General features: G+C 67.4%; 23 protein-coding genes and 1 pseudogene. 16 read left to right on the top strand and 8 right to left on the bottom strand.

Features of this window, described 5'->3' with window-relative positions:
• The first annotated feature begins 7 nt into the window (after positions 1–7).
• The 7 genes and pseudogenes from PKE85_RS16960 (at position 8) to PKE85_RS16930 (ending at position 10,996) form a co-directional block, all read left to right on the top strand.
• Complete coding sequence (locus tag PKE85_RS16960) at positions 8–238, top strand: helix-turn-helix domain-containing protein (protein ID WP_271205941.1); 231 nt, start codon at positions 8–10, stop codon at positions 236–238.
• Between the two features lie 246 nt (positions 239–484).
• Positions 485–2,683, top strand: coding sequence for a hypothetical protein (locus PKE85_RS16955; protein WP_428981370.1), 2,199 nt, complete (start codon positions 485–487; stop codon positions 2,681–2,683).
• A 76-nt stretch (positions 2,684–2,759) separates the two neighbouring features.
• Positions 2,760–3,431, top strand: a pseudogene (locus tag PKE85_RS16950) (transposase); the annotation flags it as partial.
• 521 nt (positions 3,432–3,952) lie between these two features.
• Positions 3,953–5,383, top strand: coding sequence for a Wadjet anti-phage system protein JetA family protein (locus PKE85_RS16945; RefSeq protein WP_271205940.1), 1,431 nt, complete (start codon positions 3,953–3,955; stop codon positions 5,381–5,383).
• The gene (locus PKE85_RS16940) at positions 5,383–6,132 is read left to right on the top strand and encodes a DUF4194 domain-containing protein (protein ID WP_271205939.1); all 750 of its coding nucleotides are present in this window, start codon (positions 5,383–5,385) and stop codon (positions 6,130–6,132) included. Before PKE85_RS16945 ends, PKE85_RS16940 begins: the two co-directional genes overlap by 1 nt.
• Complete coding sequence (locus PKE85_RS16935; protein ID WP_271205938.1) at positions 6,129–9,794, top strand: SbcC/MukB-like Walker B domain-containing protein; 3,666 nt, start codon at positions 6,129–6,131, stop codon at positions 9,792–9,794. The genes PKE85_RS16940 and PKE85_RS16935 overlap by 4 nt, the downstream gene beginning before the upstream one ends.
• Positions 9,791–10,996 (top strand): Wadjet anti-phage system protein JetD domain-containing protein, encoded by a 1,206-nt coding sequence (locus PKE85_RS16930; protein WP_271205937.1) that lies wholly within the window; start codon positions 9,791–9,793, stop codon positions 10,994–10,996. Before PKE85_RS16935 ends, PKE85_RS16930 begins: the two co-directional genes overlap by 4 nt.
• Positions 10,997–11,167: 171 nt before the next feature.
• Here the strand turns inward: PKE85_RS16930 and PKE85_RS16925 are convergent, their stop codons facing one another.
• Together PKE85_RS16925 and PKE85_RS16920 are read right to left on the bottom strand one after the other, a co-directional pair.
• On the bottom strand, positions 11,168–11,611 hold the full coding sequence (locus PKE85_RS16925; RefSeq protein ID WP_271205936.1) for a DUF411 domain-containing protein: 444 nt from the start codon (positions 11,609–11,611) through the stop codon (positions 11,168–11,170).
• A complete protein-coding gene (locus tag PKE85_RS16920; protein ID WP_271205935.1) occupies positions 11,598–12,038 on the bottom strand; it encodes a MerR family transcriptional regulator in 441 nt (146 codons plus the stop codon). Before PKE85_RS16920 ends, PKE85_RS16925 begins: the two co-directional genes overlap by 14 nt.
• Before the next feature lie 79 nt (positions 12,039–12,117).
• Here PKE85_RS16920 and PKE85_RS16915 point away from each other — a divergent pair, with 79 nt between their 5' ends.
• Positions 12,118–14,256 (top strand): heavy metal translocating P-type ATPase, encoded by a 2,139-nt coding sequence (locus tag PKE85_RS16915; protein ID WP_271205934.1) that lies wholly within the window; start codon positions 12,118–12,120, stop codon positions 14,254–14,256.
• Positions 14,253–14,867 (top strand): SCO family protein, encoded by a 615-nt coding sequence (locus tag PKE85_RS16910; protein WP_271205933.1) that lies wholly within the window; start codon positions 14,253–14,255, stop codon positions 14,865–14,867. Before PKE85_RS16915 ends, PKE85_RS16910 begins: the two co-directional genes overlap by 4 nt.
• A 9-nt stretch (positions 14,868–14,876) precedes the next feature.
• On the opposite strand, the gene PKE85_RS16905 is transcribed toward PKE85_RS16910, so the two are convergent.
• Positions 14,877–15,512 carry a thioredoxin domain-containing protein gene (locus tag PKE85_RS16905; protein WP_271205932.1) on the bottom strand — a complete coding sequence of 212 codons (636 nt, stop codon included), beginning with the start codon at positions 15,510–15,512 and terminating at the stop codon, positions 14,877–14,879.
• A gap of 169 nt (positions 15,513–15,681) precedes the next feature.
• Here PKE85_RS16905 and chrA point away from each other — a divergent pair, with 169 nt between their 5' ends.
• Positions 15,682–16,914 (top strand): chromate efflux transporter, encoded by a 1,233-nt coding sequence (gene chrA, locus PKE85_RS16900; protein ID WP_271205931.1) that lies wholly within the window; start codon positions 15,682–15,684, stop codon positions 16,912–16,914.
• 26 nt (positions 16,915–16,940) lie between these two features.
• On the opposite strand, the gene PKE85_RS16895 is transcribed toward chrA, so the two are convergent.
• From PKE85_RS16895 to PKE85_RS16885, 3 genes are read right to left on the bottom strand one after another with little or no spacing between them, the layout of a single operon-like run.
• Positions 16,941–17,339 (bottom strand): MAPEG family protein, encoded by a 399-nt coding sequence (locus tag PKE85_RS16895; protein ID WP_271205930.1) that lies wholly within the window; start codon positions 17,337–17,339, stop codon positions 16,941–16,943.
• A 51-nt stretch (positions 17,340–17,390) separates the two neighbouring features.
• Positions 17,391–17,996: a class I SAM-dependent methyltransferase gene (locus PKE85_RS16890; RefSeq protein ID WP_271205929.1), complete on the bottom strand. Its 606-nt coding sequence runs from the start codon at positions 17,994–17,996 to the stop codon at positions 17,391–17,393.
• Positions 17,993–18,652, bottom strand: coding sequence for an ArsR/SmtB family transcription factor (locus tag PKE85_RS16885; RefSeq protein WP_271205928.1), 660 nt, complete (start codon positions 18,650–18,652; stop codon positions 17,993–17,995). The genes PKE85_RS16890 and PKE85_RS16885 overlap by 4 nt, the downstream gene beginning before the upstream one ends.
• 121 nt (positions 18,653–18,773) lie before the next feature.
• Here PKE85_RS16885 and PKE85_RS16880 point away from each other — a divergent pair, with 121 nt between their 5' ends.
• Complete coding sequence (locus PKE85_RS16880) at positions 18,774–19,937, top strand: MFS transporter (protein ID WP_271205927.1); 1,164 nt, start codon at positions 18,774–18,776, stop codon at positions 19,935–19,937.
• A 163-nt stretch (positions 19,938–20,100) separates the two neighbouring features.
• Here the strand turns inward: PKE85_RS16880 and PKE85_RS16875 are convergent, their stop codons facing one another.
• Together PKE85_RS16875 and PKE85_RS16870 are read right to left on the bottom strand one after the other, a co-directional pair.
• Positions 20,101–20,658, bottom strand: coding sequence for a bile acid:sodium symporter (locus PKE85_RS16875; RefSeq protein WP_271205926.1), 558 nt, complete (start codon positions 20,656–20,658; stop codon positions 20,101–20,103).
• Positions 20,659–20,666: 8 nt separating this feature from the next.
• The gene (locus PKE85_RS16870; protein ID WP_271205925.1) at positions 20,667–21,077 is read right to left on the bottom strand and encodes a hypothetical protein; all 411 of its coding nucleotides are present in this window, start codon (positions 21,075–21,077) and stop codon (positions 20,667–20,669) included.
• Between the two features lie 204 nt (positions 21,078–21,281).
• Here PKE85_RS16870 and PKE85_RS16865 point away from each other — a divergent pair, with 204 nt between their 5' ends.
• Genes PKE85_RS16865 through PKE85_RS16845 form a run of 5 tightly spaced genes read left to right on the top strand, consistent with a single transcriptional unit; the run spans position 21,282 to position 25,027 of the window.
• On the top strand, positions 21,282–21,656 hold the full coding sequence (locus PKE85_RS16865; protein WP_271205924.1) for an ArsR/SmtB family transcription factor: 375 nt from the start codon (positions 21,282–21,284) through the stop codon (positions 21,654–21,656).
• A gap of 2 nt (positions 21,657–21,658) precedes the next feature.
• Positions 21,659–22,714 (top strand): ACR3 family arsenite efflux transporter, encoded by a 1,056-nt coding sequence (arsB, locus tag PKE85_RS16860; protein WP_271205923.1) that lies wholly within the window; start codon positions 21,659–21,661, stop codon positions 22,712–22,714.
• Between the two features lie 10 nt (positions 22,715–22,724).
• Complete coding sequence (gene arsC / locus PKE85_RS16855) at positions 22,725–23,117, top strand: arsenate reductase (glutaredoxin) (RefSeq protein WP_271205922.1); 393 nt, start codon at positions 22,725–22,727, stop codon at positions 23,115–23,117.
• A gap of 23 nt (positions 23,118–23,140) precedes the next feature.
• On the top strand, positions 23,141–23,851 hold the full coding sequence (gene arsH, locus PKE85_RS16850) for an arsenical resistance protein ArsH (protein WP_271205921.1): 711 nt from the start codon (positions 23,141–23,143) through the stop codon (positions 23,849–23,851).
• 3 nt (positions 23,852–23,854) lie between these two features.
• The gene (locus PKE85_RS16845) at positions 23,855–25,027 is read left to right on the top strand and encodes an MFS transporter (protein ID WP_271205920.1); all 1,173 of its coding nucleotides are present in this window, start codon (positions 23,855–23,857) and stop codon (positions 25,025–25,027) included.
• The last annotated feature ends 115 nt before the right edge of the window (positions 25,028–25,142 follow it).

Raw genomic sequence — 25,142 nt, 5'->3', positions numbered from 1 at the left:
TCAGCTCATGGACGTGCGTCGCCGGGTCGGCCTCAACTTGAAGCGCTTCCGACAGGAAAAAGGCCTGTCGCAGGAGCAGCTTGCCTTCGAGGCGAAGCTTCACCGGACCTATGTCAGCGGCGTCGAGCGAGGCGTTCGCAATCCGACTGTAACGGTGCTCGAAGGAATCGCGGTCGCGCTGGGCGTGCCGAGCTCAAGGTTGCTTGATGAGCTCGAGGAGCCACGAACGAGCGCGTAAGGCTGCGGCCGTGTCGCTGGTCGGCCGTCCATATTGGGCTCCGTTACTTCCATGTGTCTCCGCCACGCTGGTCGCCGACGCACCAGTCGTACCGCAAGGCGGACAGGACCCCGGTTGGCGCGGCGAAAACCTGTGTTCAACGGTCTGGCGGCGTTGACGATTTTCGCGCGCCCGAGCAAACCCCGCTCCCCGTGAAAACGTCAGTGTGAGCGTGCGCCTTCCGTGCCCAGAACCCTCACTCCCCGCATGCTCGAAGCCTATTTCCGGCGCCGCCTTGATCAGAAGCTGTATCCCGACGACCGGCGAGCGCTGTACGACTATCTCCTGCTTCACCTCGAAGTCCGGACGTTTCCCGCGTACAGGGGACGTTGGATCGACGTCGTGGCGCTGGCGGAGAACACCGGGATTGCGTCAGCGCGCCTTTCCGAACTCCGTCCTGACTTCCAACCGCTATGCGACGCCATCTGCCGAGCGGCCGGCGACCCGCCGATGCGAACTCAGCGTGCCGATGCGGCGGCTGGCGCGCTCGTCACGAAAACACGCCGACCTTCCGCAGCCGCGAAGGCGAAGCGCGCGCCGAAAAACAAAGGCCAGCCGAGCCCCCTGTGGAGCACCTGGAGCGATCCTCAGAGCTTGGGCGAAGCCCTACGGCTGCACATGGCGCGGCATGGCGACAGTCTGCGGTCGCTTCATGCCTTCCTCCTCGCCGCTGGTCCCACTCCATCGCTGAACGCCTTGGCGACTTGGCGCAGGGGGTCCTCCATGCCCTCTAACGCCGTCAGCTTCACCGCCCTGCAAGCGATCGAGCGCCGCTATCGGCTGCCTGCCGGATATTTCGAAGCGAAGGTCGAGCGTCGCGGACGCACGAGAACGGCGAAGGGCGTAGCCCCGATCGCGCCGTCCGAGCGCCGACGGCTGGCATGGCATCTCCCCGACGATTTCCCACGCCGCTCCGCTGCGGAACAGGAGGAGATCTTGACCTGGGTCCGAGAGGTGGTCATCAGCGGGTCCACCGATTACCGCCGATTCCAGGCGGGGGCCAGCAAGACACGATACGCTCTTCGCTTCGTCGGGTTGAACGCCAAGCTTGTCGGTGCCGGCGTGACGCTTCCCTCCGCGCGCAGCAGCGCCCTGACGGTCGCGCCGGAACGTCTCCGATCGGAAATGGCCGATCTTCTTCGGTTCAAGACCGCGACCCTGACGGCTCGAGGCTTACGCCGGACGGGGGTGTGGAACGCCGAGACGGCGGCGCAGAAGGTCGAGCACTTCGCGTTGATGTTCGGCGCTCTCGCCGCCGATCCGGATGGCGAGATCGTAGGCTGTGGCGTCGATCTGGATAAGCTCACCCTTGCCCTGCTCGTCTTTCCGGCGGTCTGGGACTGGTACCTCTCGTGGCGCGAGAAGCGGCGCGGCTTCTACACGTCGTGGGAGGCGGACATGCTCTCCATCGCGCTGTCGCTCGTCAGGGCTGAGACCGGTTGGCTGCGACAGACGCCGAGCCTTGCGAACCATCTCGCGCCTATTTCCGGTCTGGTGTCCTCGGACGACATCGCGTCTGCGAAGGACGATTGGGACGCTGCATGCGACGCCATGCATCGGCACGGTCGCAGTCGGATCAAGGAGATCAGCCGCGTCGCCCGCGTGCATCGAGATCCCTTCGAGCCCATCATGCCGATCCTCGAAGCCGCCAAGCCGTTGGCGGAATACCGCAAGATCACGGACGAGATCGTGAGGCTGATGCCGAACGAAAAGACGCATCCGAAGGCGGCGGCCGAAGCCGTGCGGTCGTTCCTAATGCTCCGGCTCGGTCTGCACCTCGGCCTGCGCCAACGCAATCTCCGGGAGCTTCTTGTCTGTCCGCGCGACCGTATTCCGACCACCGAACGACGCCTTGAAGAGTTACGGCGCGGCGAACTGCGATGGAACGCGCGGGAATCAGGATGGGAGGTGCTGATCCCGTCGATCGCGTTCAAGAACGCGCATTCGTCGTTTTTCGGATCGAAGCCCTTCCGGCTCGTCCTGCCCGACCTCGGCGGTCTCTATGGAATGATCGAGGCCTGGATCACGCGCCATCGCCGACGTCTCCTGGGTCCCGCGTCCGATCCTGGCACGTTCTTTGTGAAGACCGTGAAGCGGACGAGCGCGCAAGCCGCCTACAATCAGACGACATTCTACGAAGCCTGGCGCCTCACGATCCAGCGTTACGGAATCTACAATCCCTACACCGGTCGTGGAGCGATCGAAGGCTTGCTCCCGCATGGCCCGCACAACGTTCAAGACGTGCTTGCGACGCACATCCTGAAACAGACAGGCTCTTACGAGCAGGCGAGCTACGCGATCCAGGACACGCCCGAGATGATCGCCAAGCACTACGGTCGCTTTCTGCCTCAGGACAAGGCGGCGATCGCCGCCAAGATCCTCAATCAGGTTTGGGCCGCGGCATGAGAGCTGCACTTGACCCTGGCTGTGTGAAAACGGACGAGTCGGACAGGATCATCTCGCTGCGAAGCGGGAGAACTGGATGGGTCGTTTCGTCGAAGGCGCCGGCGGCTCGCAGCTCTGTCTCCTGCCCGAATGCCTCGATGACTGGGTCCAAGAGGACAACCCGGTCCATGTCGTCGACGCCTTTGTCGAAGCTCTGGACCTTGGAGCGATCGACTTCGCCGGCGTGACGCCGGCCGCGCCCGGGCGCCCGGCCTATCACCCTGCCGTCCTGCTCAAGCTCTACATCTACGGCTACCTGAACCGCGCGCAGTCGAGCCGCCGTCTCGAGCGGGAGGCCGGGCGGAACGTCGAACTCATGCGGCTGCTCGGGCGGCTGGTCCCCGACCACAAGACGATCGCCGACTTCCGCAAGGACAACGGCCGCACCCTGCGCGAGGTCTGCGTTCGGTTCGTGGCGCTCTGCCGCGAGATGGGGTTGCTCGCCGGCGGCGCGGTCGTGGTCGACGGCAGCAAGTTCAAGGCGGTCAACAACCGCGACCGCAACTTCACCCACGCCAAGATGGCACGCCGCCTCGCCCAGATCGACGAGAGCATCGCGCGCTACCTCGCGCAGCTCGACAGCGCCGACCGGCGCGAGCCGAGCGAGGCGATCGCGACGAAGACGGGCCGCCTGCGCGACAAGATCGCCCGGCTTCGGCAGGAGATGAGCAGGCTGGCGGCGCTCGACGGGCTGATGCGCCAGTCGCCCGTCGACGGAAGCGCTCTCCACACGAAGCGTTGGCCCGAGCGCCCCCTGATGAACGACCTTCGCGGCATCGCGCAGAACCACGGGGTTCCTTTCGGATAACGCAGAACCAGAACCTCGTCATTGCCGACGTCGAGCCGAAGACGCGACGCGCGCGGCTAAGCCGCTGAAGGACAGGGGACTCGTGGCTGCCAATGATCGGACCGTCGGTCGCCTTCGTGATATCGCCCACCCAACGGCTGCAGTGGCGTATGCACTCCTATTCGACAGCGGATAACCTAAAAACTGGTTGTGTAATATACATAAAACGGCCGATGATTGCAGGATGGAGCTGGGATACCTTAATCACCGAGCACAATGAAGCATGCATATGAATCAGGCTGGAAAATCGCGCTGTCTATAGACTCAAGGCTCCTCTATCTCGTCCGCAACTATTCCTAATCCACCAGCGATCGACCGTTTTTCAGCGCGAGTGCGCGATGTGATCTGCAGTCGGTTAGCTCCTTGCGGTAAATAGGTATTTAATGTCCGAACACTTTCTGGCCCGTGCGAAGGTCGACATATTCCGCCCATTTACTGGGCGGCATAGAGCAATCTTCTTCGAAATCGTCGTCGAGCTTTACGAACGTACGCTCGGCGTCGCCGCCGACTACGATCTGGTGCTCGACAAGGCCGCGCTGACCGACATCATCGTCGGGGAGCTGGTCCGCAATCGCGACCTGGTCTTCGTCCACGAGGACGACGATCCGGACCTCGACAGCCCGTGGGACGACAAGGACTACGCCGACAAGGTGCGCAAGCGCCTCAAGGACTTCGGCATGATCGAGGACTTCACCGATTCCGGGCAGCTCAAGGTGCTGTGGCGCTTCACCCCAGAAGGCAAGCGCATCGCCAAGATGTTCTCCGACACCCGTCGCAAGACCGCCGCGGCGCGCCAACGTAGCGTCCGCGCCTGCAAGGCGGCGCTACGGGCGTTCGTAGAGGAGGGTAATCACGAATTCCTAGTCGACGCCTATGAATATGCCTCGACCATCTTCGATGACGTCTGCCAGGTCTCTGACCTGTTCGCCGAGCATCAGCGGCGGATCATGGCAAACGACTTCCCCGATTCCCGCGCGGCCCTCGAAGGCTACATGGAGGGCGTGCGCGACTTCGACCGTCGCGCCAAGCGCTACTTCAACGGCGACAACATCTTCAACCACGCCAGCGACCTGATTGATCTCGTCGAGCAGGTCGAGGCGATGGCGCCGCAGCTGCTGGGCAAGCTCGACAAGCGGATCGCCGAGGACCATCCCGCTCTTGAGGAGTCGGCGGATGGCGAGCCGATCCACGCTTGGATGCTCGACCGTATCCGTCGCGTCGTGCTCGCGACGCGCGACATCAAGCACAGCGAGCTCCACCGGCAGGTCGGCGAGTTCAACACCAAATACGCGATCCTCATCAACAGCCTAATGAAGATGAGCGACAACGACGGTGACGACCCACTTATCCGCTTCGCCGTCGTCTATGGCGATTCCGATGAGGAGACGCGCGAGTTTCTGGCGCGCGAGATGCTCCGGGCGCTAATCCCGCTCCGCGCCGACCTCGTCGATCCCGACCAGATCCGCATCGCTGAGCGAGCCGAGCGCAGCGTCGTGCCTACGAAGATCAAGCGGCGCAAGGTGACACGCGAGGAGCGGCTTGCGGTGGCCGTCCGCGACGCGCTGACCGAAGCCTTCGCGGTCCCGACCGCGGAGGTTATCCGCCGCGTGAAGGTCGCCGCAGCCGCGACCGGCGAGACGTCGCTGATCTCGCTTCCTGTCGTGACCGCGCATGACGTGCTGTCCGCGCTCTCGGCCCCCGAAATCGTCCGCAGCGTCGGCCCGACCAGCGGACTGATCATCAAGGAAAGTCGCGCGCGGCGGTCGAACGGCGTGTTCGAAGCCCCCGACCACAAGATCGTCGAGAGAGCCTGATGCTGGACATTCGCGAAAAGCTCGCCGCCAAGAACGTCCCGCTGGCTGACTTCCAGGCGATCAACGCCCTGCTGATCAGCAAGGGGTTCCTGTCACGCCGCGACGGCGGCCGGCACACCAAGCTCTACGATGTCGCCCATCGCGCCGAAGACGAGATCCGGGAGACGCTCGGCGTCGTCTACGGGGCCGAACTCCTTCACGACAGCCGGACGAAGCATTACCGGCTGCTTCCATTCGGAGAGCGCGGCGACGGCCTGCCGGACCCCGGCGAGGATATGGAGATCCGCCGCGAGCTGAAGGGCTCGGTGGTCAAGGACTTCGTCGTCGCCCTGCTGACGCTACGCATCCTTTACAACGAGCAGATCGGCCAGCGGCAGATCGAGGCGGACGGCCGGGTGTCGGTGCGCGTCACCGAATTCGTGACCACCATGAAGGTCAACTTCAAGAGCGAGCTCCCGGCCGCCGATTTCCATCGCAAGGCGATCTTCGCCAAGCTCAGGAAGCTTGGGGTCGCCGACCTCGACATCGAGAGCGTACGCGACCTCAGGAACGATGAGGTCGTGATCAGCATCCGCCCCGAGATCGAGACGCTAGTCTACGACAGCGTGCTCGCCCGCGCGCTCCGCGCGATCGAGGAAGCGGCTGCGGAAGCCGACGCAGGTCCTGTGCCTGACGACGCGGACGGGATGGACGGCGCCGAAGAGGCCGACGTCGACGGCGATGACGAGGTGGGGGACACCGCGCAATGAAGATGATCCAGGCTTCGGTGGTCAATTGGGGCCATCTCCCCCATCAGGACGTCAACTTCGGCGGGCTCACTCTGCTCGCCGGCGAGTCGGGTGCCGGCAAGACCTCCTTCATCGACGCCATCATCGCGGTCGCGACCGGCAACGATCCGCGATACGCGCGCTACAACGCGGCCCAGACCGAAGGCGCAAAGTCCGCGAAGAAGTCCAAGCGCACCTTCGCTTCCTATGTGCTTGGCGCCGACGACAGCGGACCTGCGCACCGGGCCGAGGGCGCCCACGGCTACGCGGCGATCGCGTGGGAGCCGGACGCCTCAGACGGCGACTATGGCGCGCCCTTTACGGCGATCGTCGGCGGCGAGGCACGCTCCGACAAGCTCGGCGAGCACGTCCACCTCAAGATGGTCGACGAGCAGCGCATCATCGTCATCGGTCACAGGATCGGCAGCGCCGACCTGATCGAGATCGTCGACGGCGAGGAGGAGGTGATCCGCGTTCGGGATCTGGCATTGGCGCTCCGCAAGCGGTTCGGCCGCGACGCCGTGCTCGACTTCGGCACCAAGTCGGCCTTTACGAGCATGCTCTATGCGCGGCTGAGGGGCTCGGACAAGGCCGTCACCAATGACGAAGCGGTCGGCTGCATGCGCGCCTTCGTCAACTCGGTGGCCTATCGCCAGCCCGACGACCTGCATGGCCTGATCCGCGACGAGATCCTCGAGGCCGAGGACAACAAGCGCATGATCACGGAGCTGACCGGGACCATCCGCGACGTCTCCAACCTGCGCATCCAGGCCGACCGGCTGCAGAACAACGTCTCCCTCCTCGAAGAGGCGCAGCGCTATCTGCTCGAGGAAGCGGGGCCGTCCTTCATGGAGGAGTGGACCTTCGTCGCGCTCGCCGCGTCCCGCCGGCTGGGCGACGCTACCGCCAAGCGCGATGCCGCCGTATCGATGCGAGACGAGGCATCAACCAAGCTCGATGAGGCCACGACCCGCGACGAGCGTGAGGAGACGCGCCTCAAGGAGACGCGTGAGCTCATCCGGACGCTCGGCGCCCAGATCGCAGCGAGCGACGTCGATCGCATCCGTCGCGATCTTGAGCGGGAGATCGAGAAGGGCGGAGACGTCGTCGACGGCTTCAGCCGTAAGCTGTCCAACGCCGGCCTCACCATGGGCGCCCTGCGCGCGCTCGTGACGTCCTCGGTGAACGCCCTGCGCTCGATCAACGGCATGGATGCGGTCAGCGCCCGTCTCGACGCGATCCGGGCCCGCATCGAGGCGGTCGACCTCCCCGCTCTCCAGGCGCACTTCATGGCGGTCAAGGACGGCCTCGGAGCCACCGCCGTCGAGGAGCTCGCCGAGGGCGTCTGGCGTGTGAACGCCGCCGTCGGCGCCGGCTGGAGCTCGGCGATCGAAGGCGACCAGTCCGTCCTGAACGACATTGGAATGGCGGCCGACCGGCTGCGCGCCGAGCTGAGGGTCAAGACCGAGCAGCGCGATGACCTCGAGCGCCGTCGCCAGAGCTTCGCAGCCGGACGCGCGCACTATCCGCCCGAGGTCTCGGCCTTCAGAGACTACCTCCAGGAGGTCCTGCCCGAGTCCCGCCCCCGCATCCTGTGCGACGTCGTGGAGATAGCCGACCTGGCATGGGCTCGGTCGATCGAAGGCTTCATCGGCGCCGATCGCTACGCCATCCTCTACGACAAGGACTACGAGACGCGAGTCATCGCGCTGCTGCGGCGCTATCAGTCCCCGGTCCGCAAGCGTCCGAGCGTCGTCCAGATCGGTGAGGCGTTGAAGGAGGCCGCCAACGCGCGTTCCGGCTCGCTGGTCGACAAGATCAAGACCTCCGATCCCGTCGCGATCGGCTATCTTAAGGCGCGCTACGGCCGCTCGATGTGCGTCGCCACCGAAGGAGACCTGCGCACCCAGCGAAGCGCGCTGCTTGTCGATGGGACCTCGGTCCACGCCTTCCAGTATCGCAATCGCGCCGTCGGTGACGAGGACCTGGTGTTCGGCGTCGAGGTCCGGCGACGGCACGCGGCCAGCATCGCGGCCAGGATTGAGGAGTTGCAAGGCGAGATCGGACGAGACCGTCTGGTCGAGAAGGCGGTGAAGGACGCCGAGACCGGCCTCGCCCGCGCCCGGCCGGCGGACCTCGCCGGCCTCGATTCTTCAGCGCTGTCAGAGGCGTCTGCCGTCATCCGGCGCGCCCGCATCCAGCTCGACGAGCTCGACCTTTCGAGCATTCAGGGGCTGGAGGACCAGCTCGCGGAGGAGAACGAGCGGGCCGACGAGATCGAGAAGTTGCGCATCGCGATCGCCAAGCAGATCGCCAACCACGAGCAGGTCTTTTACGCTCAGACCGCCATCATCGGCGAGCAGGAAGCCGAAATCGCCAAGCTCGCGCCGGGCGTCGCGAAGGCTCTCGAGGACATGGACGCCGCGCTGGTCCTGGCCGGCAGCCTGAAGCGGCCGCATTACGATCGGATGTTCCGGGAGGAGATGGAGAGCGGCCGCGAGGTGAAGTCCTTCGAGGATCGTCGCGCAGAGCGCCGCCTCGAGGTCGTTCGCAAGTACCAGCTCGTGCAGGAGACGCTGCGCGTCTACAACGCCGAGGCGCTCGACCACCAGAAGGTGCTCCAGCACAAGTGCGAGTACCCGACGCCGCATCCCGCGCCCATGGCGCAGTGGATCGAGGCCATCGAGCAGCAGGTCTACGATCAGTTGCGTCGCCAGCGGAACACCGGCCTGGTCGAGCTCCGCGCCGAGCTCAAGATGGCGGAGATCAACTTCACCTCGGCTTTCACGACTAACTTCTGCCAGCGGATCCTCGGCAAAGTCACCGGACCCATGCCGACCATCGAGGTGGTCAACAAGAACCTCGAGCACATCAGCTTCTCCGGCGACCAGATGCGGGTCACGGCGTCGCCCTCGCCCGAGTTCGAGGAGTACATCTCGTTGTTCCGCGCAGTCCAGGCCAAGGCGGAGGCCAACACCGCGCAGGAGCGCTCCGACGACGCCGGCAGGCTCGACCTCTTCAACGACGTCGAGTTCGACCCCACGGACCTTGAGACGCTTGAGAAGCTCAAGGCGCTGCTTTTGTCGAACGACGTCGAGCGTTCGATCGCCGAACTCGAGCGGATCGCGGACTACCGGAACTACAAGAAGTACGACTTCGCCAAGCGGTCGAAGTCAGGCGAATGGATCGACATGTCGACCTGGGGCACGGGCTCGGGCGGTGAGTCCGAGACGGCCTTCTACATCATCCGGGCTGCGGTCTTCGCGGCGGGCTTCAAGCTGTTCTCGAAGCAGAACTGCGCCCACTTCCGTACGATGTTCCTCGACGAGGTGTTCGGGAAGATGGACGAGACCCGAACCCGACGCGTCATCGACTTCCTGTCGGAGACGATCGGCCTGCAGCTCGTGATCTCGGCGCCTTCGAAGTCGACGGCGGCGGTGCTCGACATCTTCGACAAGCGCATTGGGTTCGCCAAGTCGCCTGAAGCCGGCTCCCAGAGCTGGATCAGCGAGGCCGATCTCGACCGCGCCAAGGTCGAGGCGATTTACGACCGACATCGCCGCGAGACCGAAAAGCGGGCCGTCGCGGCCTTCGATCGCGCGAACCCGGTCGATCGCTCGGGCGGCGCGATTGCCGCCGAATGAACATCGAAAGCGCCCTCGCCGATCCTCTGGCGAAACGCATCCTCGCGAAGGCTCTCGACCGTTTGGACAAGGCCGGGGCTGAGGCCCGGAGCCGTGTGCTGCGCATCGCGCTCGACGCCGGCACGGCACCGGAGATCTTCGCGGCAGGCTCCAACGACGACCGGGAGCTCGCATGGCATGTCCTCGAGCTGCTGCAGGCGAGCGGCTTCGGCGAGATCCACCTCCGCAAGGCGGCCCGCTACGGCACGCGTGAGGAGCGCGAGCCGGGCTTCGTGGTCTCGACCGATCCCGGCGCAGAAGATCGCCTGAGGGCCTTCTATGGCCGTCCCAGGCCTGGGCTGGGACGCTATGCAGAGTGGCGCGCCATCGTCGAGGCGAGCGATCTGCCCGACGACATCAAGCTCGTGCTGGCAGCGACGCCCATTGTCGTGCGCGACCGCGGGGCCTCCGAGGTCTTCGAGGCCCTCATGTCGATCCGTCGCGCGCATCACCCGGAGCTCAATCTCATGCTCCGCGAAGTCTCCAGTTCTGCGTTCTGGGGACTGTCGAAGGTTCTCGATGGCCGTTCGGACATTGTCGCCGCCCTTCTCGGCGAAAATGAATGCCCCTACCCCGAGCAGGCAGTTCACCTCGACGTCTATTTCGCCGGCGGCTGCTCTTGGCTACTGTTTATCGAAAACAGGACTTCTTTCGAGCGCGCGATCCACGAAGCGCGAATTGCAGCCCGAGACCGACGGTCATCCCTGTATCAAGGAGCCGCTCTGATCTACTGCAGCGGCTTCCTTGGTGCCGCCCGCCGTACTCGTCGGCCAGACGGCGCTCGGTTCTTTTTCAACTTCGATGAGTTGTCGGATTTTTCTTACTGCGCTGCGTTCCACGAGTTCGTCTATAGGCAGACCGACGCGCCAGCCGCTTTCTGGGGCGACCTCGACTATTCAGGGATGGCCATCCTCGCTGGGCTGCGGGAAATTTTTCCCGCCTGCAGGGCTTGGGAGCCAGGCTACGCTCCTATGGCGGCACAGTTGCTGAGTGGAGGTGGCCATTCACCTGAGGAGGCCGGCAAGAGTGGGCAGCGGCCCGTAGCGGCAACCGGCTGCGATTATGCTGATGGCGTGCTTATTCCCGCAATTATGAACACTCGTCGCTTTGTTGATCAGGAGTGGATCCACATCCAATGCGGTGCCGCTGATGACCATCGCTGACGTTCAGAAAGGCCACTATCGAGCGACACCGCGCGATCCGCATTCGAGCGGAACGGCGCCTTGCGACCGCTCGGCGCCAAAACCAGTCTTTCGATCGCGCGCGGAGAGCGGCGCTGGAAGTGCCGCTATCGCATTCGTTCTGTCGCTAGACTGGAGTCGCGCCTGTGAATGTCATGAAATCCGGACGCCATCCTCGCCGAACGCCATCACGCCGTAGGTCTCGGGATCGCGGCCCTCGACCTCCATCCCGGGCGAGCCGATCGGCATGCCGGGCACCGCAAGGCCACGGACCTTCGGGCGCTCGGCCAGCAGGCGGGCGATGGCAGCGGCCGGGACGTGCCCCTCGAGGACGTAGCCGTCGATCTCGGCGGTGTGGCACGACCTCATGCCGACAGGCACGCGGAGCTTCGCCTTGATCGCGTTCATGGCGGGGACGACCAACACCTTCGCCTCATAGCCGGCCGCCCGGACATGGTCGACCCAGGCTTCGCAGCAGCCGCAGTTCGGATCCTTGTGGACCGTCATCGTCGGACCCGCCGCCCGTACCGACCCGCAGGCGACCAACGACGCGCGGAGCGCCAGGGCGCCAAACGTCCTTCGGTCAATGACGTGCATCGGCGTTCCCTCCCTTTGCGGAAGCCGCCTCTGGCGACAGCGTCTCGATGATCCGACAGTCCCGCACCGTGCCGCAGCCGCACTGGTGGATCATGTTCTCCAGCTCGCCCTTGAGCGCGGTGAGGTCGGCGATCTTTCGCTCGACCTCGGCGAGGTGGGTCTTGGCGATCTCGTCGACCGCCTCGCACGGGCGGTCCTTCTGGTCGGCGAGCCCGAGCAGCGCCCTGACCTGGTCGAGCGAGAAGCCGAGGTCGCGCGAGCGGCGGATGAAGCTCAGGCGGTTCAGGTGGGAGCCGTCATAGGCGCGGTAGTTGCCCGACGTGCGTCTCGGCGCCGCGAGCAGGCCGATCCGCTCGTAGTAACGGATGGTCTCGACCTTGGTGTCGGTCGCGCGTCCCAGCTCGCCGATCGCGAGGATGTCCGGCATGGGCGATGGCTCCCGCTTGACCCTGTAGTTGCTACAGGGTCCATATCGTGCGTCACGTCGGAATTGTCGAGGTGACGAGATGGCTGCCGCGAGCGCGCTGAAGCTCCGCATCGAGGGCATGGACTGCGGCTCCTGCGCCGCGAAGATCGAGACCGCGATGCGCCGCCTGCCGGGCGTCGCCGACGTCGAGGTGAGCGTCGCCGCGGCCTCGATGTCGATCACGGTCGACGAGGACCGCACCAGCCGGGAGGCGATCCGGGCCAAGGTCGACAGCCTCGGCTTCAAGGCTCTCGATCCGGCTGCCCCCGGTTCCGTCTCTGCTCACGACCACGGCGGGCACGACGGCGCCTGGCACGCGTCCACCAAGGGCCGCCTTGTGCTCGCCACCGGCGCGCTGCTCGCTGCGGCGTGGGGCCTGTCCTTCGCCGAGCCCGGCTGGGCCGAGTGGCCCTACGTCGCCGCCGCGGCGCTCGGCCTCGTTCCCATCCTTCGACGCGCCGTCGCCGGCGCGCTGAACGGCACCCCCTTCAGCATCGAGACGCTGATGTCGGTCGCGGCCGTCGGCGCGATCGCGATCGGCGAGGCGCCCGAGGCCGCCGTGGTCGTGTTCCTGTTCGCTGTCGGTGAGCTGCTCGAGGGCGTCGCCGCGAGCCGCGCGAGGGCGGGCGTGAAGACCCTGGTCGACCTCATCCCGCGCACGGCGCGACGCATCCGCGGGGCGACGGTCGAGACGGTCGCCGCGGCCGACCTCGAGGTTGGCGACCTCGTTCTCGTCCGGCCCGGCGACCGCATCCCATCCGACGGTTCCGTGGTCGATGGGGCCTCCGAGGTGAACGAGGCGCCGATCACCGGCGAGTCCCGACCCGTCCTCAAGGAAACGGGCTCCAGCGTCTACGCGGGCAGCGTCAACGCGAACGGCGAGCTGCGCGTCTCGATCACCAAGGCCGCAGCCGACAACACCATCGCGCGCATCGTGCACATGGTCGAGGAGGCGCAGGCGACGAAGGCGCCGACCGCGCGCTTCATCGAGCGCTTCAGCCGCTTGTACACGCCCGCCGCGATGCTGCTGGCGCTCGCCGTCGTGGTTGGTCCGCCCCTGTTGGCGGGAGGCGACTGGCAGACGTGGATTTATCGCGGCCTCGCGGTGCTGCTGATCGCTTGCCCATGCGCGCTGGTGATCTCGACCCCGGCGGCGGTCGCGTCCGGTCTTGCCTCCGGCGCACGCCGCGGCCTGCTGATCAAGGGCGGCGCCGCGCTCGAGACGCTCGGCCGGGTGAAGACGGTGGCGTTCGACAAGACAGGAACTCTGACGGTGGGACGACCGAAGGTCGTCGAGGTCGTGGGCGTCGAGACCTCCGTCGAGACGGTTCTGGCGAAGGCGGCCGCGGTCGAGCGCGGCTCCAGTCACCCGCTCGCGGCGGCAATCGTCGAGGAGGCCGAGGCACGCGCTTTGGACCTGCCCAGGACGTTCGGCGGGAGCATCGCGACGCCCGGCAAGGCGATGACGGCGCGCCTGTCCTCCGGCTTCGTCTCGGTCGGTTCACCCCGCCATGCCTCGGAGGAAGGGTTTCTCACGCCCGAGGCCGCGGCGCGCGTCGCGCAACTGGAGGCCCGGGGCGACACCGTGGTGGTCGTCTCCGAAGGCAAGCGTCTTCTCGGCCTCGTCGCGCTCAAGGACCGTCCGCGTGAGGACGCGGCCGCAGGACTGGCGCGGCTTCGCTCGCTCGGACTGCGCACGATCATGCTGACGGGCGACAACGCCCGGGCGGCCGCGGCGATCGCGGGAGAACTCGGCGTCGAGGAGAGAGCCGAGCTCCTGCCCGCGGCGAAGCTCGAGGCCATCGCCGAACTTCGCGGCGCCGGGCCGATCGCGATGGTCGGCGACGGCGTGAACGACGCCCCGGCGCTTGCGGCGGCCTCCGTCGGGGTCGCGATGGGCGGCGGGACGGACGTCGCGCTCGAGACCGCCGACGCCGCGCTCCTGAAGGACCGTGTCGGCGGCGTGGCGGAGCTTGTCGTCCTGTCCCGCGCGACGCTGTCCAACATCTGGACCAACGTCGCGCTCGCGCTCGGCCTGAAGGGCGCGTTCCTAGTGGCGACGCTGGTGGGAGCGACCCCGCTCTGGATGGCGATCCTCGCCGACACGGGAGCGACGGTCCTTGTCACCGCCAACGCGCTCCGCCTGCTCCGCTTCGACCCGGCGAGGCCGGCCCGATGACGGCCCTGCGCGCCGTGCGTCTCGCACTCTGGGCGCTGGTCGCCGTGGCTCTCGTCGGACTGGGAGGGCTCGGCGTCGGGCTCTGGCGGCTGCCGGCGCCGGAGAAGACGCGGACGGTCTCCGTCGCCTCCCAGATCGGCGGTCCGTTCCGGCTCACCAGCCACCGCGGCGAGGCCGTCGCCGAGGCCGACATGCGGGGCAAGCCCTACCTGTTGTTCTTCGGCTTCACGCATTGTCCCGACGTCTGCCCCACCACGCTCGCGGAGCTGTCGCGCAGGCTCGAGCAGCTCGGCCCCGACGCCGGGAAGGTGCGGACGCTGTTCGTGACGGTCGATCCCGAGCGCGACACCCAGGAAGCGCTCGCGGCCTACATGACGAGCTTCGATCCGCGGATCGTCGCGCTGAGGGGCGACCAGGCCCGGACCGACGAGGTCGTGCGGTCGTTCAAGGCCGCCGCGCGGAAGGTGCCGACCAAGGACGGCGACTACACGATGGACCACAACGCCATCGTCTACATGATGAACGCCGACGGCACCTTCGTGGGCTCGCTCGACCCGCATGAGGCCGAGGAGATTCAGCTCCAGAAGCTCCGGCGGCTGATCGCGGACTGAGCCGTCCGGTCAGCTGAGCATCGGGTCGACGATCGCGCTGAACTCCGCGAGCGTCAGCGCTCCCTGGCGCTTCTGGCCGCCGTTGAAGAAGAAGGTCGGCGTGCCCGTCACGCCCGCCATCGAGCCGCTCCGGCCAACGGCGTTGATGTCGTCGAGGAGCTTCTGGTTCGACAGGCAGGCTTCGAACGCCTCCTTGCCCATGCCGAGCTGCCGCATGACCTTTTGGAGTTCCGCAACCGGATCCTGCGCGTGGCTCCACGTCTCCGCGGTGCGGTAGAGGACGTCGATCGCCGGATACCAGCGGTCGTCCGGCACGCAGCGGGCGAGCATGAAGCCGCCGGCCGCGAGCGGGTTCAGCGGGAACTCCCGCATGACGAAGCGGATCTTGCCCGTGTCGACGTATTTCGCCTTCACCTGCGGCCAGGTGTTGGCGTGGAAGTTCTGGCAGTGGTGGCAGGTGATCGAGGCGTACTCGATGACCTTCACCCTTGCGTCCTCAGGTCCGAAACCTTTCTCCGGGAGCGGGCCGGGATTCGCGAGCGCGACTTCGCCGCTTGCCTGCGCATTGGCGCGGCCTCCGAGGCCCGCGGCGAGAGGCGTGGTCGCGAGTGCCGCCACAAGCGTCCGGCGGTCGATGTGGGGCATGCGGATCTCCCAGTCTCTTGCGGGAGGCTGCACCCTGTAGCCGCTTCAGGCTCAAGTGCGAATTCTGTCACGAAAGGGTGAGCGAGCGCCTGCGCGAGAAGACCGCATTGGCCGAGCCGAGGACCCCGGCTAATGGCCGCATAAAGGGGCGACAGTAGTCGGAGACGGCATGGACGGAACTCGCAAAGGTCTCGTCGGAACAAGCGAAGAGCGCGGCTCCGTCGCCGAAGTCGCGGGAGCTTTCCTTAAGCTGGGACTGACCTCGTTCGGTGGCCCGATCGCCCATCTCGGCTACTTCCGCGACGAATTGGTCGTCAGGCGCAGGTGGCTCGACGAAGCGGGGTATGCGGACCTCGTCGCTCTCTGCCAGTTCCTGCCGGGTCCCGCCTCGAGCAAGGTCGGCTTCGCGCTTGGCCTAATGCGGGGTGGTCCGCTCGGCGCGATCGCGGCCTGGACCGCATTTACGCTGCCTTCCGCGGTCCTCATGGTCGCCATCGCCTATGGCGCCAACGCTTTTTCCGGGCCTCTCGGATCCGCGGTCGCCCACGGCCTGAAGCTCGTCGCGGTCGCGATCGTCGCCCAAGCGGTTCTCGGTATGGCTCGCTCGCTCCTTCCGGACAGGGCGACGGCGACGGTCGCGGTGGTCGCCGTCGGGGCAGTCGTCTTCGGCGGCCAGTGGGGCCAGATCGCCGCGATCGCGCTAGGAGCCGTGGCAGGGCTGCTGTTCCAAGGCCGTTCGGCCACGAGCGCCCCCCTTGCGCCGTCACCGTCGTTTGGCGTCAGCCGAGGCTTCGGAGTGATGTGCGCGGCCTCGTTCTTCGTGCTCCTGTTCGGTCTGCCGCTTCTGCGTGCCGTCACCGATGCGCAGTTCGTGGCGATGGCGGACTCGTTCTACCGCTCCGGCGCCCTGGTGTTCGGGGGCGGACATGTGGTGCTGCCGCTCTTGCAGGCTGAAACTGTCCCGCTCGGCTGGGTGGGAGCCGACGCCTTCCTGACGGGCTACGGCGCAGCGCAAGCTATGCCCGGCCCACTGTTCACCTTCGCGGCTTACCTGGGCGCCGCGATGGGACCTGAACCGAATGGTCTCGTTGGAGCTGCGATCGCGCTCATCGCCATCTTCATACCGGGAGTTCTGGTGCTGCTAGCGGCGCTGCCCTTTTGGGGGGCGATCCGGACGAGGCCGCACGCGCGTGCGGCGCTCAGAGGCGCCAATGCTGCAGTCGTTGGAGTGCTCGCCTCTGCGCTTTACGATCCCGTGTGGACGAGCGCGGTGCTGTCTCCGCGAGATTTCCTTGTCGTCGCCGCAGGGTTCGTCGCGTTGGTCGCTTGGCGAGCGCCGCCATGGACGGCGGTCGCCGGGATCGTCATCGCTACAGTCACCCTGACGCTTCTTGGCGCCTGATTGCTGCGGCTCGTCTCGCGATCGACTCACCCGGCTAGGCTCGCGTAGACAATCTTCCCTGCGGCTCCGAACAGCATCGCGAAGACCGCCGCGCTTTGGACGAAGAAGCCCGGGAACCGCCGCCCGGGCGCCGACACGTAGCCCATGAAGTAGACGATCCTCCCGGCGATCCAAACCGTCCCGAGGGCCGACGCCCACGCCGTGCTGCAGTAGACGGCGAAGACCCAGAGCGAGGGGAAGAAGATCGGTGTCCACTCGACGGTGTTGGCGTGGGCTCGGATCGCACGCTCGAGCACCGGGTCGCCCGTCATCGTAGGCGCGAGGATCCCCGTACTGGCGTGTGTCCGCGCCACGAACAGCGCCATGCCGAAGACCATGAGCGCGGCGGCGAGGGTCACCAGCGCGACGAGGGAATACTGCTCCATGGCGTTGCTCCGCTTGCAGCGCTCGTGGGAGGCGCCGGGCCAGACTGCTCCCTATCGATCACGCCTGAACAAGGCGCCGTAGTGGAAAGGCGAGACCTCGATCGTTCCCTCGTGGAGGAGGCCCGCGGCCTCGACGACCTCGACCGTCACGCCGCACGGCATCCGCATCTCGGTCGCCGGTCCCCGCGGCTGGCCGAGCACCGCCGTCTCGGCCCGGTCGAGCTCATGCCAGTTCACCACGGCGAAGAGCCCGCCGGGGGCCAGCGACTCCCGCACCGCCGCGAGCAGGCGCGGCTGGTCGGGAACGCCGTGGAACGCGTTCGCTAGAAGGACGTGGTCGACGGGGTCGGTGACGCAGCGGTGGAGATCGTAAGCGTCCGCCTCGAAAAGCGTGCAGTTGGCCGCGCCGGCTCCGTCCAGCCGTTCCCGCGCGACGTCGAGCAGGGCGGGATCGATGTCGATCCCGGTGACGTACCGGGCGCACGCTGCGATCGGCAGGGTGAACCAGCCGTCGCCGCAGCAGAGGTCGACGACGGCCATGCCGGGCCTCACGCCGACGGCCTCGATCACGGCGGCCGGGTCGGGCCAGAGAGCTTCCCACCAATCGGCGTCCGGCATCCCGGTGCCTTTGAAGAAGCCCTCGATCGCGAGCGTCACAGCGCGCGCTCCGCACTCTCGGTCGGAAGCCCCGCGGCCAGCCATTCGGGATAGCCGTCCTCGAGCCGGCGAACGGTGAAGCCCTTGCTCCGCAGGACGGCGACGGCCTCGAACGAGAGGACGCAGTACGGGCCCCGGCAGTAGGCGACGATCTCGCGGTCGGCGGGAAGCTCGGCGAGCCGCGCCTCGAGCTGGTCGAGCCGCACGTTGAGCGCGCCGGGCAGATGGCCGAGCGCGAACTCGTCTTCGGGACGGACGTCGAGAAGGGTGACGGCTCCCTCCTCGAGACGCCCGATGAGTTCGGACCTGGACACCGCCTCGAGCCTGTCGAGGCGGCCGAACGAGTCAGCGACGATCGCCCGGATCTCCGCCTGCGTGCGCTCGGCATGGCGGAACAGCCCGGCCACAAGCTCGGTCACCGAAGGATCGGCGAGCGAGTACATGACGGCCTTGCCGTCCCGGCGCGAACGGACAAACCCCGCCGCCCTCAGCTTGAGCAGATGCTGGGAGGCGTTCGCGACCGAAAGGCCCGCCGCGTCCGCCAGCCTCTCCACGGAGCGCTCGCCCTGCGAGACATGCTCCAGCAGCTCGAGACGTGGGCCGCTGCCCAGCGCCCTCACGACGTCGCCGACGCGTTCAAGAACGATCTTCTTCATGATCCGATTTCTACGTCAGACCGATGCTTCAATCAATCGCTTGAATGATTGAAGCAGTCGCGGCATAGGTCGCGCCTCAAACGAGAGGCGCCGCCTGGCTCGATCGCATTCCCATGGCCAGGTGCTGCTGCTCGCGGCCTGCCAAGGCCTGTTCCAGACCGCGTCGGTGCTGGTGATGACGGTCGGCGGCCTCGCTGGCGCGAGCCTCGCCGCCGATCCCGCGATCGCCACCGCCCCGGTCGCGTCGATGTTCCTTGGCACCGCCGTCGCAACCTTCCCGGCGTCGATGTGGATGGCGCGCGTCGGCCGTCGACCCGGGTTCGTGCTCGGGGCCTCGGCCGGAAGCCTTGGAGGCGTGGTCGCCGTGCTGGGGCTCTGGGCAGGAACGCTGTGGGTTCTATGCCTCGGCGCCTTCCTGGTCGGAGTCTACCAAGCCTTCGCGCAGTTTTATCGCTTCGCCGCCGGCGAGGTCTCGGACGACGCGTTCCGGCCCAAGGCGATCTCGCTCGTCCTTGCCGGCGGCGTGGTCGCCGCGCTCGCGGGTCCGCTGCTCGGCCGCTGGGGCGTCGACGCGCTTGCCGTTCCATACGCGGGCTCGTTCGCGATGTTGGCTGCGCTGGACGCCGCTGCGGCGATCGTCCTTCTGGCGCTGCGCGTGCCGCGGCCCACCGCGGCCGCGGTTGGCGAGGCCGCCGCTCGGCCGTGGCGCGAGGTCGTCTCCCAGCCCGCCTATCTCGTTGCGCTGTTCGGGGCGGCTACCGGGTACGGGATCATGATCCTCGCCATGACCGCCACGCCGATCGCGATGGTCGGCCACCACCACGATCTCGTTGCGGCGTCGACCGTCATTCAGCTCCACGTGCTGGGCATGTTTCTGCCCTCGTTCTTCACCGGATCGCTCATGGCGCGCTTCGGGGTCCTGAGGATCATGCTGGCGGGGGTCTGCCTGCTGGCGGGCCATGTGGCGATGACCGCGACAGGTCTCGGTTTCGGGTCGTTCGCGTCGGCGCTCGTCCTGCTCGGGATCGGCTGGAACTTCCTTTACGTCGGTGGCACGACGCTTCTGACTTCGACCTATCGGGCCGCGGAGCGCGGCCCGGCGCAGGCGACCAACGACATGACGATCTTCGTCTCGGATCTCGCCTGCTCGCTTGGCGCCGGCGCCCTGCTGAACTGGCTCGGGTGGCAGGCGCTGAACCTTGCGCTGCTGCCTTGGCTCCTTATCGCCGCAGTCGCGATCGGCTGGCTGAACGGAAAGCAGCGGTCATCGCCGCCGAGCGATTGACGGGGACCGACCCGCCCCTCGGCTTGTCGGTCGCCCTGGCCAACTCCGGAGTTAGAGACACGAAGGACGGTTGCCGCATATAGCGCTCCGCTCTGGTGGAGAGACCTTCGCCGCGCGTGCGGCGAGCCGTCGCCCACTCGCAGGCCACCCGGCGTTGCGCCCTTCAAGCAGCAGCGACCCGGCGATCGGGATGCAGCCTCGGCACGAGGCGGATGTAAGCGAGCTCGCTCAGCAGCTCGACGATCGTCTGGGTGACGATGACGGCAGGGAGGATTGGTGCGCCGCCTGGCACCGCGAAAGCGAGCGGCAGGACGACGAGCGAGTTCCGCGTCGCCGCGCTGAAGGCGACCGCGCGCCCGGCCGGGGCGTCGAGGCCGAACAGGCGGGCCCCGGCAAGGCCCAGCAGCGGCGCCAGCACGGCGAACGCCACATAGACGGGGGCCGCGGCGAGCGCCGACGGCAGCGCCTCGCCGATCCTCGGGGCGACCGCCGCCAGCACCAGAACGAGCACCAGCGCGGTCGCGGGCGCCGGGAGCAGGCCGAGCGCCGCCGACGCCCAGGCCCCAGCACGGGATCGGTTTGCCCAGAACTGCACCGCCGCGGCAAGCAGCAAGGGCAGAGCGATCAGCCAGACGAAGGCATGGACGAACGGTCCTGGCTGGACGAGGGCCGAGGCGCCGTCGCCGAGCATCGCTCCGAGCTGGACGGGCAAGAGCGCCATCTGGGCGATCAGCAGGATCGGGGTCGAGGCCAGCAGCAGTCGGGCGTCGCCCCGGCCCCGAGGTGGGCGAAGGTGACCACGTAGTCGATGCACGGGGTCAGCAGCACGAACAGGACGCCGAGCCGAAGCAGCGGGTCGTCCGGCAGGAGCTGGACGAGGCCGAAGGCGAGCAGCGGGACGGCGACGAAGTTCACGCTGAGGAGCGCGGCGAGGAAGCGTCCGTTCCTCAGCGCCGCGCCGAGCTCGACCAGCGGGACCTGGAGGAAGGTGACGAACAGCATCAGTGCGAGAGCCGGGTTGATTGCGGCCTCGAGCGCCTCGGCGCCGCCGAGCGCCATTCCGGCAAGTCCGCCCAGGACGATCGCCGCGAAGTAGATCGCGACCTGTCGCGCCTCCAGCACCTCACGCCCCCGGTTCACTCCAGCTCCTCCCATGTCAGTTGCCGCAGCCGCAGTCCGATCGCGCGAGGTGTCCAAATCACACAATCGTTCCCGGGTCCTATGCTAGCGCTTTCGCTTGCATGGCCATGGCCTCGAAAGATCCTCGTCGAGGCTGTTTGGGGTCCCAAGATATCGACACTCATCGATATTTCGATACAAATGCCTCCCATCAACGGAGGCGACATGCCCGACTCCACGACCGACCGCGAAGCCTCGGCCCTCGACGCCCTCTCGGCGCTGGGCCAATCCACGCGGCTCCGCATCTTCAAGCACCTCGTCACGACGGCCCCCGAGCCGCAGCCCGCGGGCGGGATCGCCGAGGCGCTCGGCTGCCTCCAGAACACGCTGTCGACCCACCTCGCCATCCTCGCCCGCGCCGGGCTTATCACCGGGGTCCGCGACGGGCGCTCGATCCTCTACGCCGCCAACTTCGACGGCATGCGCGGCCTCGTGAACTACCTGCTCGAGGACTGCTGCAAGGGCCATCCCGACGTGTGCGCGCCAGTGTTCGAGCAGCTCGAGAAGGGCTGCGGCTGCGATACGGCCGCGAGGGCCTGACCGTGTCGTTGTTCGAGCGCTACCTGACCGTCTGGGTCTTTCTCTGCATCGTGGTCGGCGTCGCGCTCGGTTACGTCGCGCCGGGCATCTTCCACGCGATCGGCTCGCTTGAGGTCGCGAGCGTGAACCTGCCCGTCGCGGCGCTCATCTGGCTGATGATCGTCCCCATGCTCGTGAAGGTCGACTTCGGCGCCCTGCGTAAGGTCGCGGCTCACTGGCGGGGCGTGTCGGTGACGCTGTTCGTCAACTGGGCGGTCAAGCCGTTCTCGATGGCGCTGCTCGGATGGCTGTTCGTCGGCTGGCTGTTCCGGCCCTGGCTGCGCGCGGACCAGATCGACAGCTACATCGCCGGGCTGATCCTGCTCGCCGCGGCCCCCTGCACCGCGATGGTGTTCGTGTGGTCGAACCTGACGAGGGGCGACCCCCTGTTCACGCTGAGCCAGGTGGCGGTCAACGACGCGATCATGATCGTCGCCTTCGCGCCGCTCGTCGGCCTGCTGCTGGGCCTGTCGGCGATCTCCGTGCCTTGGGACACGCTGCTCCTGTCGGTCGGCCTCTACATCGTCGTGCCGGTGATTGCGGCGCAGGTGCTGCGCCGACGGATTCTGGCATCTAGCGGACAGGCCTCGCTCGACCGCCTGCTGGCGAAGATCCAGCCGCTCTCGCTCGTCGCCCTGCTCGCGACGCTCGTCCTGCTGTTCGCCTTCCAGGGGGAGCAGATCGTCGCCCAGCCGCTCGTCATCGCCCTGCTGGCGGTGCCGATCCTGATCCAGGTCTACTTCAACTCCGGCCTCGCCTACCTGCTGAACAGGGCTTCGGGCGAGGCCCATTGCGTTGCCGGCCCGTCGGCGCTGATCGGGGCGTCGAACTTCTTCGAGCTCGCGGTCGCCGCGGCCATCAGCCTGTTCGGATTCAAGTCCGGGGCCGCGCTCGCCACCGTCGTGGGGGTGCTGATCGAGGTGCCCGTCATGCTGTCGGTCGTGTGGATCGTGAACCGCTCAAAACCCTGGTACGAGGCCCGCGGCGTTCGCGCGGCCGCTCCCGAATCCCGTTCCTGAGGACGCCGCGATGACCGAGGCCGTCACCATCTGGCACAACCCCGCCTGCGGCACGTCCCGCAACACGCTAGCGATGATCCGGGCCGCGGGCGTTGAGCCGACCGTCGTCGAGTACCTTAAGGCGCCACCTTCGCGCGACGAGTTGGCGAAGGCGTTCGCCGCCGCCGAACTGACCCCGCGGGAGGCCGCCCGGGCGAAGGAAACGCTCTTCGCGGAGCTCGGCCTCGGCGATCCGTCGGTCACCGGCGACGCGATCCTCGACGCCATGCTCAAGCACCCGATCCTGATCAACCGCCCGTTCGTGTTCACCTCGCGCGGCGTTCGGCTCTGCAGGCCGTCGGAGGTCGTGCTGGAGATCCTGCCAGCGCCGCTCGCGGGCGACTTCACCAAGGAGGACGTCTAGGTCGTGAAGGCGGGAGCGGAGTCGTGAGCGATCTGCCGAACCTCGACGAGAGCTCGTTCCGCCCGACCGACCTTTCGCGGCTCCACGGTCCGCGTTCGACCCATCCGCCGCGGGTCCTTCTGCTCTACGGCTCGCTGCGGCCCGTCTCCTACAGCCGCCTGCTGACCTTCGAGGCCGAGCGCCTGCTCAGACGCCTCGGCTGCGAGACGCGCGTGTTCGATCCAACGGGCCTGCCGCTGCCGGACGGCGGCCCCGTGGATCACCCCAAGGTTCAGGAGCTGCGCGAGCTGTCGCTCTGGTCCGAGGCGCAGGTCTGGACGAGCCCCGAGCGGCACGGCGCGATGACCGGGGTGATGAAGTCGCTGATCGACTGGATCCCGCTCTCGGTCGGCTCCGTCCGCCCCACGCAGGGCCGCACGCTCGCGGTGATGCAGGTCTCCGGCGGCTCGCAGTCGTTCAACGCCGTGAACCAGATGCGGGTGCTCGGCCGCTGGATGCGGATGCTGACGATCCCCAACCAGTCATCCGTCGCCAAGGCCTACCAGGAGTTCGATGAGGACGGCCGGATGAAGCCGTCGCCCTATTACGAGCGCGTGGTCGACGTGATGGAGGAGCTGGTGAAGTTCACGCTCCTCACGCGCGACGTTTCCGACCACCTCACCGACCGCTACAGCGAGCGGAAGGAGAGCGCGGCGGCGCTCGAGGCGCGGGTGAACCTCAAGCAGGCCGTCTGAGGCGTGGAGACGGCTTCGGCGCCGCCGGGCGGCAGGATCGCCGTCCCGCTGCTCGGGATCGCGCAGATCGTCTCGTGGGGCTCGAGCTTCTACCTGCTCGCGGTGCTGGCGACGCCGATCTCGGCCGACACCGGATGGCCGCTCGCCTGGGTGGTCGGCGGTGGGTCGATCGGGCTGCTCTGCTCCGGGATCGCCGCGCCGTTCGTCGGCCGTATGATCGACGGCTTCGGCGGGCGGCCGACCATGGCCGTGGGCTCGCTGCTGATGGGCGCGGGCCTCGCTGCGGTCGGCTCATCAACGGGCCTCGCGAGTTACCTGCTGGGCTGGGCCGTGCTCGGCGTCGGAATGGGCGCCGAGCTCTACGACGCGGCGTTCTCGACGCTCGGCCGGATCTTCGGGGCGTCGGCCCGGCGCGCCATCACCAACCTCACCCTGTTCGGCGGCTTCGCCAGTACCGTCTGCTGGCCGCTCTCGGCGCTCGCCGTCGAGCACGTCGGCTGGCGCGGCGCCTGCTTCGCCTACGCCGCCGCGCAGGTGCTGGTCATGGCCCCGGCGCTGTTCCTGCTGCTGCCGCGGGAGGCCCCCAAGCCTCCGATTACGACCGACAGTGCCGGGGCCGGCACGATGTCGTCGCGTGAGCGAGGGACGTTCCTGCTGCTGGCGGCGATCTTGATGGCCAACGGCGCGGTCCAGACGACGGTCTCGGTTCACCTGCTCACGATCTTGCAGGACCAGGGCATGGCGCTCGCGGCGGCCGTCGCGGTCGGGGCGCTGATCGGCCCATCGCAGGTCGGCGCACGCGTCGTCGAGATGCTGGTCGGCGACCGCCTGCATCCGACCGCCACGCTCGCCTGCGCGGGCGCGCTCGTCTCGGTCGGCACGGTCCTGCTCGCGCTCGGAGCCGGGCCCGCCGCCGTCGCGGTCGTGCTTTACGCCGCGGGGAACGGCGTATGGTCGATCTCCCGCGGCACGGTCCCGCTCGCTCTGTTCGGTCCGGCCCGCTACCCGGTCGTGATGGGACGGCTCGCCGCGCCCAAATTGGTTGTTCAGGCGCTCGCCCCGTTCATCGCCGGGCTAGTGATGGCTCAGGCTGGGCCAGGAATGACGCTTAAGGTGCTTGCGGTGGTCGCTGCTGCGAACGCGCTGGTGGCAGCGGCACTCGCTCAGAAGCGCTAGATCGTTCGCGCCCACAGCCGATCTGCGGACCCCAGCAACGTCGGTTTAGGGTCGATTTCGTTGAAAAACTCCGTCGTTGAAGCGTGACGCCGCCGCTGATTCACTAGGCCCTACA

The organism is Methylopila jiangsuensis (assembly GCF_027922305.1).
In the GTDB taxonomy this organism is placed as follows: Bacteria; Pseudomonadota; Alphaproteobacteria; order Rhizobiales; family Methylopilaceae; genus Methylopila; species Methylopila jiangsuensis.
The sequence above is the reverse complement of the archived record's forward strand: the minus strand, read 5'-3'. Positions and strand labels throughout refer to the sequence as shown.